This window comes from Nonomuraea sp. LPB2021202275-12-8, assembly GCF_037044575.1.
Taxonomy (GTDB): domain Bacteria; phylum Actinomycetota; class Actinomycetes; order Streptosporangiales; family Streptosporangiaceae; genus Nonomuraea.
Window position 1 is genome coordinate 259,777 of the sequence record NZ_JBAHWD010000003.1, and the last position, 15,229, is coordinate 275,005.

The window sequence follows — 15,229 nt, forward strand, 5'->3', positions numbered from 1 at the left end:
CTAACCATCTCCGGCGGTGGCGGTCAAGGGCGGGCAGCCCGGGTCCAGCCTGATCCTGGCCAGGTCCCGGCCCACCAGCGCCCAGGCGTTCCAGGAGCCGGGCTCGAAGTGGAGCTGCGGGTTGGTGTGCCATTCGTCGCCCAGGCCGGTGGCCAGCGGCCTGGCCCCGCCCTCGACGTCCGCGCCCAGCTCGTAGGCGTTGCCGCCGCCCCGGAACACCGAGGTGAAGACCCTGCCCCGGTGCACGGTCAGCTCACCGTACCCGGACAGCATGCCCTGCTGGACGACCTGCCGCGTCGCCAGGTCCATGGCCATCCAGGCCCCGGACTCGCGCTTGTAGGAGGCGTACAGCAGGCCGTCGTGCACCTTGATGTCCTGGAACGTGCGGTGACCCGGCAGCGGGTCCACCTCCCAGAGCACCTTGCGGGTCTTCAGGTCGAAGGCGGCGATCGAGGCGGACGTCCTGGTGGGCGTGACGCCTCCCCCGCCGAGCACGTCGCCGCCCAGGTAGACGACGCCGCTCTCGCTGTCCAGCGACAGGCTCATCAGGCTCTGGCCGGTGATGACGTCCAGGTACACGTCCATCTCGCCGGTGTCGGGGTCCACCACGGACAGGGCGCCCTTGAGCTTGCCCGACAGCGGGGCGGTGGCGACCAGGAGCTTGTCGGTACGCGGGTCGTACTCGATGTCCCACGGCCGCTGCTGGTCCTGGCCGAGGTAGCCGAGGGTGCGCACCTCGTCGGTGCGGAGGTCGACGGAGACGATCCCACCGGTGGGATACATGGCGGCGTAGATCTTGTTCCCGCGCCGCACCATGTCCTTGGGCTCACCCGGCACCCGGATCCTGCGTTTCACTCCGGTGCGCAGGTCGCGGATCTCCATCGAGAAGTGGCCGCCGACGTAGACGGCGCGGTTGGGGACGAGCAGCATGCTCTGCGGCCGCTCGGCGCCCTGCGGCAGGCCGGCGTCGATCAGGTCGACGAACTCCGACGTGCCGGCGGCCGGGTCCAGCCACCAGACGCCGCCGCTGCCCGCGAAGGCGAGCAGGGTGCCGTCGTCCAGCACGTGGAGCAGCCTGGTCTCGTCGCCGCGCGAGGGCGGGCCGATGACCTTCGTCAGGCTGGTGTCGCCGGTCCGGTAGCGGTACACGGTGCCGTCGGGGCGGGAGGCGGCGTAGACGGTGCCGTCGCTCGTGGGCGTCAGGGCGTCCAGGAGGCCGGAGTCGACGCGGACGCGCCTCAGGTCCGTGCCGTCCTTGCGCACGTCGATCAGCTCACCGCCGCTGGCGGCCAGCACGCGGTCGCCGTTGACGGCGACCACCCCGATGCTGGCGCTGCCGGCGGCGAGCTCCTGTACGGCGCCGCTCACGCGGTCGACGCGCATGAGCCGGTACTTCTCCAGCAGGCCCGCGTAGACGTACCGGGCGTCGGCCGCGACCGCGCGCACATAGTGCTCGCCCTGGACGAGCACGTCGTACCTGCGGACGGCGCCGGTGCCCGGCACGTACTCCCACACCCGGCCGTCAGGAGAGGTGCCCACGTAGAGCGTGCCGTCGGGGGCCGCCGCGAGGGACCAGACGAAGCCGCCGTTCTTGCCGAAGGAGTGCAGATGCTTCACCTCGCCGGTGGCGATGTCGAAGCTGTAGAGGTCGGGCACCGGGTAGGTGCCGACGTACACCTTGCCACCGGCCACCGCGACGGCCCAGCCGCCCTCGGACTCGCCCTCAGTCGGGACGTCGGGCAGCGTGACGCTCCTGACGACCCTGCGCGTGGCCAGGTCGAACTCGGCGAGCACCGGCGGCTTCGGGCCACGGGTGACGACATACGCCCGCCCTTCGTGGACGGCGGCGCCGACGACGGCCCCGGTCACCGACGCCGGGCCGTACGTCCGCACCGCCGGTCCCGGACAGCGGCCCGGCACGGTACCGGACACGGGCGCCTGCGCGGCCCCGGCGGCAGGGGCCGCGACGAGCGCGGGTAACAGTCCCGCTATCACGACCAGAAGAGCTCGGATCATGGGAGACCTCTCGTTTCCTCGCTGCTCGATCGCGGCCCCGACCGGCCGGCGTCCCTGGCGAGTTCCGGTACAGACCGGAACTCGGGTTGTCTCAGGAGGTGGCGGTGAAGGGCGGGCAGCCCGGGTCCAGCCTGATCCTGGCCAGGTCCCGGCCCACCAGCGCCCAGGCGTTCCAGGAGCCGGGCTCGAAGTGGAGCTGCGGGTTGGTGTACCACTCGTCGCCCAGGCCGGCCGCCAGCAGCCTGGTCCCGCCCTCGACGTCCGCGCCCAGCTCGTAGGCGTTGCCGCCGCCGTAGAAGGTGGAGGCGAACACCCTGTCCCGGTGCACGGTCAGCTCGCCGTACCCGGACAGCGTGCCCTGCTGGACGACCTGCCGGGTCCGCAGGTCCATGGCGATCCAGACGCCCGAATTGCGCTTGTACACGCCGTACAGCAGGCCGTCATGCACCTTGATGTCCTGGAACGTGCGGTGAGCGGGCATCGGGTCCGCCTGCCACAGCACCTTGCGGGACTTCAGGTCGAAGGCGGCCACCGACGCGGCCGTCTTCGTCGGCGGCGTCCCTCCGCCGCCCAGCACGTCGCCGCCCAGGTAGACGACGCCGCTCTTGCTGTCCAGCGACAGGCTCATCAGGCTCTGGTCGGGGATGACGTCCACGTACACGTCCATCTTCCCGGTGTCCGGGTCCACCACCGACAGGGCGCCCTTGAGGTTGGCGCCGAGCGGCGCGCTGGCGACCAGCAGCTTGTCGGTACGCGGGTCGTACTCGATGTCCCACGGCCGCTGCTGGCCGTGGCCCAGGTAACCGAGACTGCGGACCTGGTCGGTGCGGATGTCGATGGAGACGATCTGGCCGCTCGGGTAGATGGCCGCGTAGATCTTGTTCCCGCGCCGGACGAGGTCCTTGGGCTCGCCTGACAGGCGGAACCTGCGCTTGTCGCCCGTGCGCAGGTCGCGCACCTCCATGGAGAAGTGGCCGCCGACGTAGAGCGCCCTGTTGGGGACGAGCAGCATGCTCTGCGGCCGCTCGGAGCCGGGGGTGAGACCGGCCTCGATCAGGTCGAGGAACTCCGACTCGCCGGTGCGCAGGTCCAGCCACCACATGCCGCCGCTGCCGGAGAAGCCGACCAGGGTGTTCTCGTCCTGCAGGTGGAGCCGCCGGGTCTCGTCGTCCTGCGACGGCGGGTCGGCGACCTTGGTCAGGGCCGTGTCGCCGGTGCGGTAGCGGTGGACGGCGCCGTCGGGGCGCGAGGTGGCGTAGACCGTGCCGTCCGCGGCGACGGTCAGCATGTCGAGGCTGCCCGTCTCCAGGGCGACGGTCCTGGCGTCGGTGCCGTCGTCGCGCACGTCGATCAGCGTCGCGCCGCTGACCGCCAGCACCCGGTCGCCGTGGTCGGCGACGACGCCGATGCCCGTCGGGCCGGTGGCGAGGTCCAGCTTCTCCCCGGTCGCGCGGTCGATGCGGACGAGCTTGCCCTTGTCCAGCAGGCCCGCGTAGACGTACTGGGCGTCGGCCGCGATCGCTCTGACGTAGCGCTCGCCGGCCGCCAGCACCCCGAAGTTCCGCACGGCGCCCGTGCCGGGCAGGTACTCCCAGACCCTGCCGTCCGGGTAGGTGCCCGCGTAGACGGCGCCGTCGGGGGCCGCCGCGAGGGACCAGACGAAGCCGCCGTTCTTGCCGAAGGAGTGCAGGTGCTTCACCTCGCCGGTGGCGATGTCGAAGCTGTAGAGATCGGGCACGGGGTAGGTGCCGACGTACACCTTGCCACCGGCCACCGTGGTGGCCCAGCCGCCCTCGGGCTCGCCGGTGGCGGCCGCGTCGGGCAGCGTGACGCTCCTGACGACCTTGCGCGTGGCCAGGTCGATGTCGGCGAGGACGGGCGGCTTGAGCCCGCGGGTGACGACGTACGCGTGGCCCTCGTGCACGGCGGCGCCGACGATGGCCCCGGTCACCGACGCCGGGCCGTACGTCCGCACCGCCGGTCCGGTGCAGCGACCCGGCACGGAAGCGGCCTGCGCGGCTCCGGCGGCAGGGGCGGCGACGAGGGCGGGTAACAACGCCGCCAGGACGACCAGCAGGGATCGGAGCATGCGCGGGACCTCACGTTCATTGCTGCATGGTTTTGGCCCAGACCGTAACCAAATGAGCATCACTAGTCAATGGCATGATGTCGCGCATGACTATTAAGGAGGGGACCGGATTGGCTTTCGACGCCTGGAGTCTGATCGGCGGGCTGGAGGTGGCCCTGGACGTGGACGTGCTGGTCGGCGTCTATCCGGACCGGGACGGCCCGCCCGGCACGCCGGAGTCGGTGGGGGCCCTGCTCGCCGGGCACCGCACCCGCGCGGGGGCGGTGGCGAGCCTTCGCGCGGCCCTGTTCGACGTGCGCACCGGCAACGACGAGGTGCTCGCCCTGGCGGGCGGCGGCGTGCCGGCGGGACCGGGCGACGAGGCGCTCGCCGGGCCCGGCTGGGTGCCCGTCGGGGCGGTGGACCTGCGTGACCCCCTCAGGGCCGGCAGGGAGCTCGACCGGCTGGCCGGTGCCGGAGTCAAGGCCGTGCGCCTGTTCCCCGACGAGCAGGGCGTGGAGCCCGGTTTCCCCTCTGTCCGGCATGTCGCCCGGCAGGCGGCGCGCCTCGGGCTGGTGGTCCTCACCGGCGGGGACGTACGCAGGTTCTGGCAGCCCTTCGCCGGCCTCGGGGCTCGGGTCGTCTTCCTCGACACGCACTTCTACCACCTGGGCGACTTCATCGTGGCGGCCGCCGACGAGCCCGGGTTCCACACCTCCACCCGCCTGCTCAACTCCCCCGACGCACTGGAGATCGTGTCGGCCGAACTGGGTGCCGAGCGGCTGCTGCACGGCTCGCGCGCCCCGCACTACGAGCCGCTGGTGCCGCTGCTGAGGCTGGCCACCAGCGGGCTGACACCTGACGAGATCGCCGCCGTGGCCGGGGGCAACGCGAGGAGGCTGCTGTCGTGATCATCGATGTGCACGCGCACTGGGGCCCGTGGTTCTTCACCATGGACGTGGCCGCGGCGAACCTCGCCACCATGGACCGCTACGGCATCGACCGGGCGATCGTCTCGGCGACCGAGGCCGTCATCTACGACGCCCCGGCGGGCAACCGCGCCCTGGCGAAGGTGCTGGAGGAGCAGGACAGGCTGTACGGATACATCACGATCAACCCCCGACGGCCGCGCGAGGCCGAGCGGGACCTGCGCGAGCTCCTTCCCTCCGGCAGGTGGGTCGGCGTGAAGATCCACACCGACTACAGCGGCTCCCCCGTCACCTCGCCGCGGCTGCGCGACGCGCTGGCCATGGCCGCCGAGGCGGGCTTGCCCGCGCTCGTCCATACCTGGGGCGCCTCGGTGCTCGACCTGGCCCAGGTCTGCCTGGACACACCCGGCCTGCGGGTGATCGCCGGGCACATGGGCGCCGACGGGTTCGAGCACGCCATCGAGGCCGCGAACGCCTGCGACCGCCTCTACCTCGAACCCTGCTGGTCGCACGCCCCGGCGGGGCGCATCGCCAGGGTGGTCGCGGCCGTGGACGACAGGCAGCTCCTGTTCGGCACGGACGCCACCCTGATCGACCCGTCGTCGGCCTTCGGCGCGGTCGCCGCGGCCGGCCTCACCGGCGAGACCGCCGAGCGGGTCGCCTGGCGGAACGCGGCCGCACTCTTCGCGATCTAGACATTACGGCCCCGTCCGTTATAGCGTGCGGCGAAACTTAACCAGGGAGCCGCACATGATCCCCCGCCGTCGATTCCTGCAGGCGGCCGCCGCCACCACGGTGGCCGCCTCACTCCCCGCCACCGCCGCCCAGGCGGCCACCACCACCGTCCCCGCCGAGGGAACGCTCACCGACCTGGGCCCCGCCAGCGTCGCCAGCCCGCTGGGCAACGCCGAGTTCGTGGGCGGCATCCTTTATGCCGGATCCCGCGGCCTGTCGCCCAACGTCGTCGGCGCGTACGACCTGGCCAAAGATTCGGTCACGGCCCATTTCGACATCCCCACGGGCATCGGCGTCTGGGCGATGTGCAAGACGGGCACCGACGTCTACGTCGGCACGCACTCCAAGTCCGACCTGTACAAGCTCGACACGCTCACCGGCACCGTCACCAAGGTCGCCTCCTATCCGGACCACTTCATCTGGACCCTGGCCGCCTCCCCCGACGGCAAGATCTATCTGGGCACCTCCGAGCCGGGGAAGGTCAAGGAGTACGACCCGGCCACCGGCGCCAGCCGCGACCTGGGCGAGGCCGCCCCCGGCGAGGCCTACGTCCGCAGCATCCAGGCCGACGACACGCACGTCTACGCCGGCGTCGGCGCCAACGCCCACCTCATCGCGATCGACCGGGCGACCGGCGAGAAGAAGGAGCTGCTGCCCGCCGCCCTCGCCGACCGCGACTGGGTGTCGAGCATGCACATCTCGGACACGCACATCGCGGGCGGCATGAACTCGCTGGCCGAACTGGTCGTCATGGAGAAGGCCGACCCGGCGGGCTACAAGGTCGTCAAGGCGACGGCCCCCGGCGAGAAGTACATCGTCTCGGTGCTCATCCACGACGGCTACGTCTACTTCGCCGGCCGCCCCTCCGGCACCTTCTACCGCTACAGCCTGGCCTCGGGCGAGCTCGAAGTCCTGGGCGTGCCGTACTTCGAGGCCGCCACCCACCGGATCCTCGCCCACGAGGGCCGCATCTACGGCGTGCAGGACAATGCGGTGTTCGTCTACGACCCGGCGACCGGCGCGCTGGAATACCGCAACCTGGTGCAGCGCGGGTTCAATGCCGCGCCCGAGGAGCCGATGTCCGTCCACAGCGACGGCAAGATCGTCTACGTGGGCGGCAAGAGCGGCGCAGACATCCACGACCTGGCCACCGGCAAGGTCACCCGGCTCGGCATCCCCGGCGAGCCGAAGACCATGATCACCGTCAAGGGCACCACCTACCTCGGCGTCTACACCCAGGCGGCGCTCTACTCCCACCGCGCGGGCGACGCCGAGCCCAAGCTTCTGGCCCGCGCGGGCAACGACCAGGACCGCCCGCGCGACCTGGCCTACGACGCCAGGACCGGCCTGATCGTGATGCCGTCCCAGCCCGAGCCCGGCGAGATGAACGGCGCCCTGTCCTTCTACTCCCCCCGCACCGGCTCCTTCGTCACCCAGCGCCCCGTCGTCGAACGCCAGACCGTCTACTCGGTGGTCACCAGGCACGGCACCGCCTTCCTCGGCACCCTCACCCAGGAGGGCCTCGGCCTGCCGCCGGTCACGACGACCGCCCGGCTGGCCGCCTACGACCTGGCCAAGCGGAAGCTGCTGTGGGAGCTCGAGCCCGTCGCCGGCGCCCGCTACATCAGCGCGCTCGCGCTCGGCCCGATCACCCTGTACGGCATGACGAACACGGGCGTGGTGTTCGAGTTCGACCTGCTGCGCAAGAAGGTGGCCAGGACGCTCAAGGTCGGCGCGAAGGGCGGCGATCTGTTCGTCCTCGGCCGGGTGGCCTACTGCACCGACGGCGACAAGGTCTACAAGATCGACCTGGTCTCGTTCACCGCGAAGCCGATCGTCGAAGGGCTGGCCGGGCAGTGGTTCGGCGGCGAGCCCAAGCTGGCGCTGGATCCCTCGCGGCGGGCACTCTATGGGGTGAAGGGCCGCAACCTGGTCAGGATCGACATCAACGGCCGCCGCTGACCGCCTTCCATGACTTCTCCCGCCGGGTCGCTAGCGTGGAGGGCGAAGGCCGCGATCATTGGGGGGAAACGATGGCAGGCGTGGCAGTGCTCGGCACCGGGATCATGGGCGCGCCGATGGCCCGCAACCTGCTCACAGCAGGTCTGCGGGTCACGGTGTGGAACCGCACCAAGGACAAGGCCCGGGCTCTCGAAGCCGACGGCGCGGTGGTCGCCGGCTCGCCGGCGGAGGCCGTGGAGGGCGCCGACGTGGTGATCACCATGCTCAGCGACGCCGAAGCGGTCCACGCCGCCATGACGTCGGCCGCTCCAGGGCTGCGCGAGGGCCAGGTGTGGGCGCAGATGAGCACCGTCGGCGTCGCCGGGGCCGAGCGGCTCGCCGCGCTGGCCGACGAGCACGGGCCGACCTTCGTCGACGCCCCCGTCCAGGGCACCAAGCAGCCCGCGGAGCAGGGCACGCTCATCATCCTCGCCGCCGGTCCGCAGCAGGCCCGCGACACGCTCGCCCCCGTCTTCGGCGCGCTCGGCCAGCGCACTCTCTGGCTGGACGAGGACGGGGCGAGCGGGGCCGGCTCCAGGCTGAAGATGGCCACCGTGAGCTACGGCATCTCGCTGACCGCCGTCGTCGCCGAGTCCCTGGCGCTGGCCAGGGGCCTGGGCCTGGACCCCGACCTGGTCCGGCAGGTGATCACCGGCGGTCCGATGGACAGCGCCTACTTCCAGCTGAAGTCCAGGGCCATCCTGGAGGGCGACTTCGCGCCGAGCTTCACCGTGCACAACGCGGAGAAGGACACCGGGCTGATCGTGCGGGCAGGCCAGTCCGCGGAGGTCCAGCTCGACGTGGTCGCCGCGACCCGCGAGCGCCTGCGCCGCGCCGAGTCCCAGGGACACGGCGACGAGGACATGTCCGCGACCTGGTTCGCCAGCTTCGACTGAAGCCGCCTGCGAGCTGTGCGGGGGCCCTCCACGCGATGAGCCTTTCGTGCTGTGGGCGGGGCCTGTCGTACGGCCTGCGCGGCCTCCCGCGCGATATGCGTGGCCTGCGCCCTGGCGGGTGACGCGGTCAGGTGGCCGATTTGAGCACGTCGGCGCGTTCGTCCTCCGGCAGCCCCGGGCCGTACGGGTCGTGGGCGTGGGTGTCCGGGATGCGGCCTTCGGCGGCGGCCAGCCAGAGCATGCGCTGGACGTAACCTTCCATCGGGTCGGTGAAGGTGGCCGTGGCCAGGCGGTCCAGGCGGGCCGACGCCTGGTCGAACTCGCGCAGGTCCGAACCTGCGAAGGCCCTCAGCACCGCGGCGGTCAGGTCCGGGTGCGCCGCCGCGATGCCGACCAGGGCCGCCTCGGCGCCCCAGAGCAGGGAGGGGCCGAACATGCGGTCCTCGCCGGTGATGGCGAGCCTGCCGGCTTCCCTGGTGAGGGTGATGGCCCGCTGGCAGCCCATCGCGTCCGACAGCAGGGCCGTCTTCAGTCCCGCCACGCCGGGGTGGCGGAGGATCTCACGCATGACGTCCGGCGGGCAGGGCCGGGTGTAGAGGTCGAAGGCGATCATGGGGAGGCGGGCCGCCTGCCAGATCGCGTCGTGCTGCGCCGGCCGGTCACCTGCCGACGGGAACACCAGGACTCCGGCGGCGCCGAGGTCCGCGGCGACCCGGGCCTCGCCGATGGCCCCGTCCAGGTCATCGGCCGCCGCCCCGCCCACTCCCACCAGCACCGGGACGCCGAGCGCGACCGCGCGTCCGATCACCGCGGCCCTCACCGGCGGCGTCAGGAAGGGGCCGCGGCCCGTGTGGGCCAGGACCGCCAGGGCGTCGGCGCCGTCCGCGACCAGGCTCGCGAGGTAGCGCGAGACGATGTCCAGATCCACCTCGCCCGCTTCGGTCATGGGGGTGGCCGCGGCGGCGACGAGGGAGCCACGGAGACGGTCGCGGAGGACTTGTGCCGAAATATCCACGCGAAGAGCCTATTTGAACCCGGTCATCGCGATGCTGTTGACCAGATACCGCTGCAGCAGGAAGAACACCAGCAGGCACGGCACCACCGAGACGGTCGCCGAGGCCATCAGGACGGACAGCTGCACCTCCTCCGTGCGCAGCGTGGTCAGGCCCACCGTGAGGGTCCTGGTGGCGTCGCTCTGGCCGACGACCAGCGGCCAGAGGAAGTCGTTCCAGTGCCACAGGAACACGAACACGCCGAGCGTGGCCATGATGGGCCGGGTGAGCGGCACCACGATCGTCAGGTAGACCCGCAGCTCGGAGGCGCCGTCCACCTTGGCCGCGTCGAACAGCTCGTCCGGCAGGCCCAGGATGAACTGGCGCATCAGGAAGACGGCCTGCGAGTTCGCCAGCGTCGGCACGATCAGGCCCCAGAACGTGTCCACCCCGTCCAGGCTGTTGACCAGCACGAACGTGGGGATGAGGGTCGCCTGGAACGGCACCATCATGGTGGCGAGGAAGGTCCAGAACATCGCGTCGCGGCCGGGGAAGCGCTTCTTGGCGAAGGCGTAGCCGGCCATCGAGGCGGTGATCAGGATGATCAGCACCGAGATGACCGAGTAGACCAGCGAGTTGATCGTCCACTCCACGAACCCGGAGGCCGACAGCACACTGGTGAGGTTGTCCAGGGTGAGCGAGTCCGGCCACTGGGTGGGCAGGGTGGGCTTGCCCGCCGGCGTCAGCGCCACGACCAGCATGGCGATGAACGGCGCGACGGTCAGCACCGAGAGCACGGCCAGCAGGGCGACGAGCGGCCACTTTCCGCGCCGGCGGGGCGCCCGCTCGGCCCGGCCGCGGGTGAGCGGCCTGGATGCGGTCAGGGTCATGTGTTCCCCCGGTCGAGAAAGCGGCGCTGGATCAGCGACACGACCAGCACGATGGCGAACAGGACCATGCCCCAGGTGGCGGCGTAGCCGAAGTCGAACGACCTGAAGCCGTGGTCGTAGATGCCGTAGATGAGGGTGTAGGTGGCCCTGGCCGGGCCGCCGCCGGTCATCACGTAGATCGTGTCGAAGACCTGGAAGGCCTGGATCGTCTCGATCACCAGGACGAAGAAGAGCGTGGGCTTGAGCAGCGGCAGCGTGATCCTGCGGAAGCGCTGCCAGGCGCTCGCCCCGTCGACCGTGGCCGCCTCCAGGTAGGAGGCGGGGATCGACTTGAGCCCGGCGAGCAGGATCAGCATCGAGTAGCCGAAGCCCTTCCACACCGACACCACGGCCAGCGCGGGCAGCACCAGCGACGTCTGCTCCAGGAACGCCACCGGGCCGAGGCCGGCCTTGCCGAGCAGGCCGTTGATCAGCCCGTCGAACTCGTAGATCCAGCGCCAGATGATGCCCGCCAGCACGAAGCTGGTCACGTACGGCAGGAACAGCATGCCGCGGAACAGGCCGCGCATGAACACGACCTGGTTCAGCAGCAGTGCCGTGCCGAGCGACACCAGCAGGGTGAGCGGCACGTAGATGGCGGCGTACACCAGCGTGACCCGCAGGCTGAGCCAGAAGTTGACGTCGTCGAGCAGTCTGGCGTAGTTGTCCGCGCCGACGAAGCTCCACTCGCCGCCGATGTTCCAGTCGGTCAGGCTCATGCCCGCCGCCCCTAACGAGGGGAAGATCCGGAAAATCAGGAAGAGTACGAGCACGGGCAGTACGAACAGCAGCCCGGTTACCGGGTCACGCAAGCGGTGGCGCACGGCGTTCCTTTCTTGAGTGTCAGCCGCCGCTGCTCAGCAGCGTGTCGGCCTCCTTGGCCGCCGCGTCCAGAGCCGTCTTGGCGTCTTCCTTGCCGAGCAGCGCGGCCTGGATGTGGGGCGCGATGAGGCCCATGACCTGGCGGGCCTTGGGGTGGGTGTCGCCGGGGAAGGCGTACTGGAGCGACTTGGCGAACTCCTTGGCGGCCTCCGACTGGCCGGGCACGGTCACGTCCGTGCGCGCCGGGAAGAAGCCCGACTCCTTGGCCAGCTCGGCGGTCACCTCGGGGGAGGCCAGGTAGGTGGCGAACTTCTTGGCGGCGTCCTTGTTCTCGGAGTGCTTGGCCATCACCAGCCCGCCGGGGATGCCGAACGCGACCCGCTTGGCGCCCTCGATCGGCAGGCCGATGCCGACGTTCTCGGCACCGATGGCCGCGCCGAGCTGGTCGGCCTGTGCCGCGGTGGCCGCGTGGTACAGGGCGGTCTTGCCGCCGGCCAGCGGGCCGCCCTCGATGTCGTTGCCCTTGCTGGCGGCGTTCTCCGGCAGGCCGCCGGCGGCCTTGAGGTCGAGCAGCAGCTGCAGGCTCGCGACGCCTTCCGGGCCGTTGAAGGCGACGCTCTTGCCGTCGGCGGCGAAGACGCTGCCGCCGTTGGCCCACAGGAACGGGTAGAAGCTCTGGTTCAGACTGACCTCGGGCTTGCCGGGGTAGTCCAGGACCGCGACCTTCTTGGCGGCCAGCTTGGGCGCGGCCGCCTTCAACTCGTCCAGCGTCTCGGGCACCTTCTCGACGCCCGCGTCGGCGAACAGCTTCTTGTTGTAGATGGGGGCGGTGATCGTCTGATAGATCGGGACACCGTAGAGCTTGCCGTCGACGGTGAGCGCGGTGAGCGAGTTCGGCAGGTAGTTCGCCTTGGCCGGGGCGACCAGGTCGTCGACCGCCTCGATCGTGCCCTGCTGCGCGTACTGGGGGATCTGGTCGGGGCCGAGCACGACCAGGTCGAAGCCCTTCTTCGACACCAGCGCGGTGGTGACCTTCTCCTGGCGGCCCTCCCACGGCTGCTGGTCGATCTTGAGGTCGATGGCCGGGTTCGCGGCCTCGAAGTCCTTTTCGACCTTGCCCCAGAACGCCTGGCTCTTGGCCTGGTCACCGATGACGGGGTACATCCACAGGGTCACGGCGCTCTTGTCCGAACCGCTGGATGATCCGCACCCGGCGGCGGCGACGCTGAGAGCGGCCGCGACGCCGACTGCCGTCAACTTCCTCATGGCGGCATCCTTTCCTTTAATACCGGTCCTGACCGAAACCTAGTGAGCCCCACTTGGTGGGGTCAATGCTTGATACATGACCGTAACTACGGTCGAGCCCGAAATTTCGTCATTTCCTGGGCGATGAGGTGGACGTGATCGGGCGTGTAGTTCTCGTTCCAGTCGATGACCAGCAGCGTCTCGGCGACCAGCCGCTCGGCCTCCGGGCACGGGCGGGGCGCGTAACCCTCCAAAGGGTAGCGAGAGGCCCCGTAGACGGGTCCGTTCCAGACGGGCGCGTGGTTCAGCGGCTCGTTGAGGTATCCGGCCCGCGCCGGTATCCCGGCCTGCCGCAGGTGCTCGGCCAGCTCCGGTGCCTGTCCGCCGGGCAGCACGACGGGGAACAGCCACCAGGCGTGCCCCTCCGGCCGCGGCAGGCGCAGCCCCGGCAGCCCTTCCAGGGCGGCGAGAAGCTCTTGGGCGGTCCGGCGGCGGGCGGCGACCACCCCGGGCAGCTTGGCGAGCTGGGCGCGGGCCACGGCGGCCTGGAGCTCGGTCATCCGGTAGTTCAGGCCGAAGGCGGCGTGCGAGCGGCCCGCCGCCCGGTCCCAGCCCTTGTCCGAGAACAGCCGCATCCTCCTGGCCAGCTCGGCGTCGTCGGTGAGCGTCAGGCCGCCGTCGCCGCAGGTGATGTGCTTCCACTGCTGCAGGCTGAGGCAGGCCACGTCGCCCACCGTCCCGGCCGGCCGCGGCCCCGTCCCGCCGGCGGGCAGCTCGGTGAGCCAGGCCTGGGCGCAGTCCTCGATCAGGGCCAGGCCGTGCGCGTCCGCCAGCACGCGCAGCTCGTCCACCCTGGCCGCCGCCCCGAACAGGTGCACCGCCATGATGGCCCGGGTGCGCGGCCCGATCAGCTTGGCGACGGCGTCGGGGTCGAGGTTGCCGTCGGAGGGATCGACGTCGGCGAAGACAGGAACGGCGTTCTGCGCCAAGATGGGGGCCACAGTCCCGAAGTCCGTGATCGGCGTGGTGATGATCTCGTCTCCGGGATCCGGCGCGGCGGCCACGACCGCAAGATGGAGGGCCGCGGTGCCGGAGCTGCACGCGATCGCGTGGCGCATGCCGTACATCTCGGCGACCTCGTGTTCGAGCGCCCGGGCCTCGACGCCCCAGACGGAGTTGAGCATGCCGGAGCGGATCACCCGCTCGGCGGCGGCCACCTCCTCGTCGCCGAGGGTCCGGCCGTCCGCCTCTGCCATGGACGGGAACTTCACTGAGCACCTCACAGGATAAGATTGCGGTCTTGACCGTAATGAGCGAGAGGGAGGCGTGCGTGGCAATCGTCATCGGTGTCGTCGGTCCGCATGATCTGGTCGACCAGGTCGCGGCCACGTGCGAGGAGCAGCCCGGCGTCAGCGCGCTGCGGCTCGACTACGACCACGAGTCGCAGGCGCCCGCGATCGTGGAGGCACACGGCTCCGGCGTCGAAGGCTGGCTGTTCACCGGCATCGTGCCCTACATGCTGTCCCGCGACGCCGAGACCCTGACCCGCCCCGCCGCGTTCGTCGACTACACGGGCGCGACGCTGCTCAGCGCCCTGGTCCGGCTCCAGCACGAGGGCCAGGACGTGACCCGCCTGTCGATCGACACGCTGTCGGCCGCCGACGTGACGGCGACGTTCGCCGAAGCGGGACTGCCCACCGAGGACCTGCGCACGCTCCCCTACCGGCCGGAGGTGACGTCGGCGAAGGCCATCGCCTTCCACCGCCGCGGCCCCGCCCACCCGGTGATCACCTGCCTCAGCAGCGTGCACGAGGCGCTGCGCGACGACGTGCACGTGCTGCGCCTGGCGCCGTCGGCGCACTCCGTGCGGGTGGCGCTGCGCCAGCTCCTGCTCACGGCCGAGGGCCAGGCCCAGGAGGACGCGCAGATCGCGCTCGGCCTCATCGAGGTGGAGAACGACGACGGCCTGCTGCGCGAGGCCACCGCGCTCGGCGGCACCGTCGCGGCCTTCCGCGGCGGGACGCACCTGCTGGTCACCACCCGCGGTCCCCTGCACGACGCCACGGTCGGCTTCACCGGCCTGCCCATGCTCGCCCGGCTCGCGGGCCAGAACCAGGTGGTGCGCGTCGGCTTCGGCCTGGGCCGCAGCGCCGCGGAGGCGGAGAGCCTGGCCCGCCGCGCCCTGGCCCGCGCCCGCCGCATCGGCGACGTGGCGGCCGTCCTGTCGCTGCGCGCCGACACCGACATCGTCCTGGAGTCGGTCCCCACCGGCCTCGCCGCCGAGCAGAACCTCACGGTCATCGCCCGCCGGGTCGGCCTGTCGGTGCCCACGCTGGAGAAGCTTCTGGAGGCGCGCGCCGCCGCCGGCGACGAGCCGCTGACCACCCGCGAGATCGCCGACCGCCTCGCCGTCCAGCAGCGCACGGCCCGCCGCATGCTCCACCGCCTGGAGCTGGCCGGTCTGGCCGAGCGCACCGGGAACCTCACCAGCGGCTCCAGCGGGCGCCCCCTGACCCTCTACCGGCTCACCCTTTGAGATCGACCTCGCCGCACGGCCGGGCGCGTCGCCGGCCGTCGCAGGGGTGAGATCCGGGAC

At 71.3% G+C, this 15,229-nt stretch carries 12 protein-coding genes; 5 read left to right on the forward strand and 7 right to left on the reverse strand.

What is annotated here, in order from left to right; translation table 11 throughout:
• Positions 1-2,016, reverse strand: a complete 2,016-nt coding sequence (locus tag V5E28_RS07485; RefSeq protein ID WP_336205659.1) for a hypothetical protein — start codon at positions 2,014-2,016, stop codon at positions 1-3.
• Positions 2,017-2,107: 91 nt separating this feature from the next.
• Positions 2,108-4,105: a hypothetical protein gene (locus V5E28_RS07490; RefSeq protein ID WP_336205660.1), complete on the reverse strand. Its 1,998-nt coding sequence runs from the start codon at positions 4,103-4,105 to the stop codon at positions 2,108-2,110.
• Positions 4,106-4,191: 86 nt separating this feature from the next.
• Here V5E28_RS07490 and V5E28_RS07495 point away from each other — a divergent pair, with 86 nt between their 5' ends.
• The 4 genes from V5E28_RS07495 to V5E28_RS07510 all read left to right on the forward strand — a co-directional run bounded on the left by V5E28_RS07495 (position 4,192) and on the right by V5E28_RS07510 (position 8,645).
• Entirely contained in the window at positions 4,192-4,995 is an 804-nt protein-coding gene (locus V5E28_RS07495) for an amidohydrolase family protein (protein ID WP_336205661.1), read from the forward strand.
• Positions 4,992-5,708, forward strand: a complete 717-nt coding sequence (locus V5E28_RS07500) for an amidohydrolase family protein (protein WP_336205662.1) — start codon at positions 4,992-4,994, stop codon at positions 5,706-5,708. The genes V5E28_RS07495 and V5E28_RS07500 overlap by 4 nt, the downstream gene beginning before the upstream one ends.
• 55 nt (positions 5,709-5,763) lie before the next feature.
• A complete protein-coding gene (locus tag V5E28_RS07505) occupies positions 5,764-7,710 on the forward strand; it encodes a hypothetical protein (protein WP_336205663.1) in 1,947 nt (648 codons plus the stop codon).
• Between the two features lie 71 nt (positions 7,711-7,781).
• The gene (locus V5E28_RS07510) at positions 7,782-8,645 is read left to right on the forward strand and encodes an NAD(P)-dependent oxidoreductase (RefSeq protein WP_336205664.1); all 864 of its coding nucleotides are present in this window, start codon (positions 7,782-7,784) and stop codon (positions 8,643-8,645) included.
• A 127-nt stretch (positions 8,646-8,772) separates the two neighbouring features.
• Here V5E28_RS07510 and V5E28_RS07515 read toward each other — a convergent pair whose 3' ends face one another.
• The 5 genes from V5E28_RS07515 to V5E28_RS07535 all read right to left on the reverse strand — a co-directional run bounded on the left by V5E28_RS07515 (position 8,773) and on the right by V5E28_RS07535 (position 13,889).
• On the reverse strand, positions 8,773-9,660 hold the full coding sequence (locus tag V5E28_RS07515; protein ID WP_336205665.1) for a dihydrodipicolinate synthase family protein: 888 nt from the start codon (positions 9,658-9,660) through the stop codon (positions 8,773-8,775).
• A 9-nt stretch (positions 9,661-9,669) separates the two neighbouring features.
• Positions 9,670-10,527, reverse strand: coding sequence for a carbohydrate ABC transporter permease (locus V5E28_RS07520; protein ID WP_336205666.1), 858 nt, complete (start codon positions 10,525-10,527; stop codon positions 9,670-9,672).
• Complete coding sequence (locus tag V5E28_RS07525; protein WP_336205667.1) at positions 10,524-11,390, reverse strand: carbohydrate ABC transporter permease; 867 nt, start codon at positions 11,388-11,390, stop codon at positions 10,524-10,526. Before V5E28_RS07525 ends, V5E28_RS07520 begins: the two co-directional genes overlap by 4 nt.
• A 19-nt stretch (positions 11,391-11,409) precedes the next feature.
• The gene (locus V5E28_RS07530) at positions 11,410-12,654 is read right to left on the reverse strand and encodes an extracellular solute-binding protein (RefSeq protein ID WP_336205668.1); all 1,245 of its coding nucleotides are present in this window, start codon (positions 12,652-12,654) and stop codon (positions 11,410-11,412) included.
• Positions 12,655-12,740: 86 nt separating this feature from the next.
• Positions 12,741-13,889 (reverse strand): DegT/DnrJ/EryC1/StrS family aminotransferase, encoded by a 1,149-nt coding sequence (locus tag V5E28_RS07535; RefSeq protein WP_336205669.1) that lies wholly within the window; start codon positions 13,887-13,889, stop codon positions 12,741-12,743.
• Between the two features lie 74 nt (positions 13,890-13,963).
• On the opposite strand from V5E28_RS07535, the gene V5E28_RS07540 reads away from it, so the two are divergent.
• Complete coding sequence (locus tag V5E28_RS07540) at positions 13,964-15,169, forward strand: hypothetical protein (RefSeq protein ID WP_336205670.1); 1,206 nt, start codon at positions 13,964-13,966, stop codon at positions 15,167-15,169.
• Positions 15,170-15,229 lie beyond the last annotated feature (60 nt).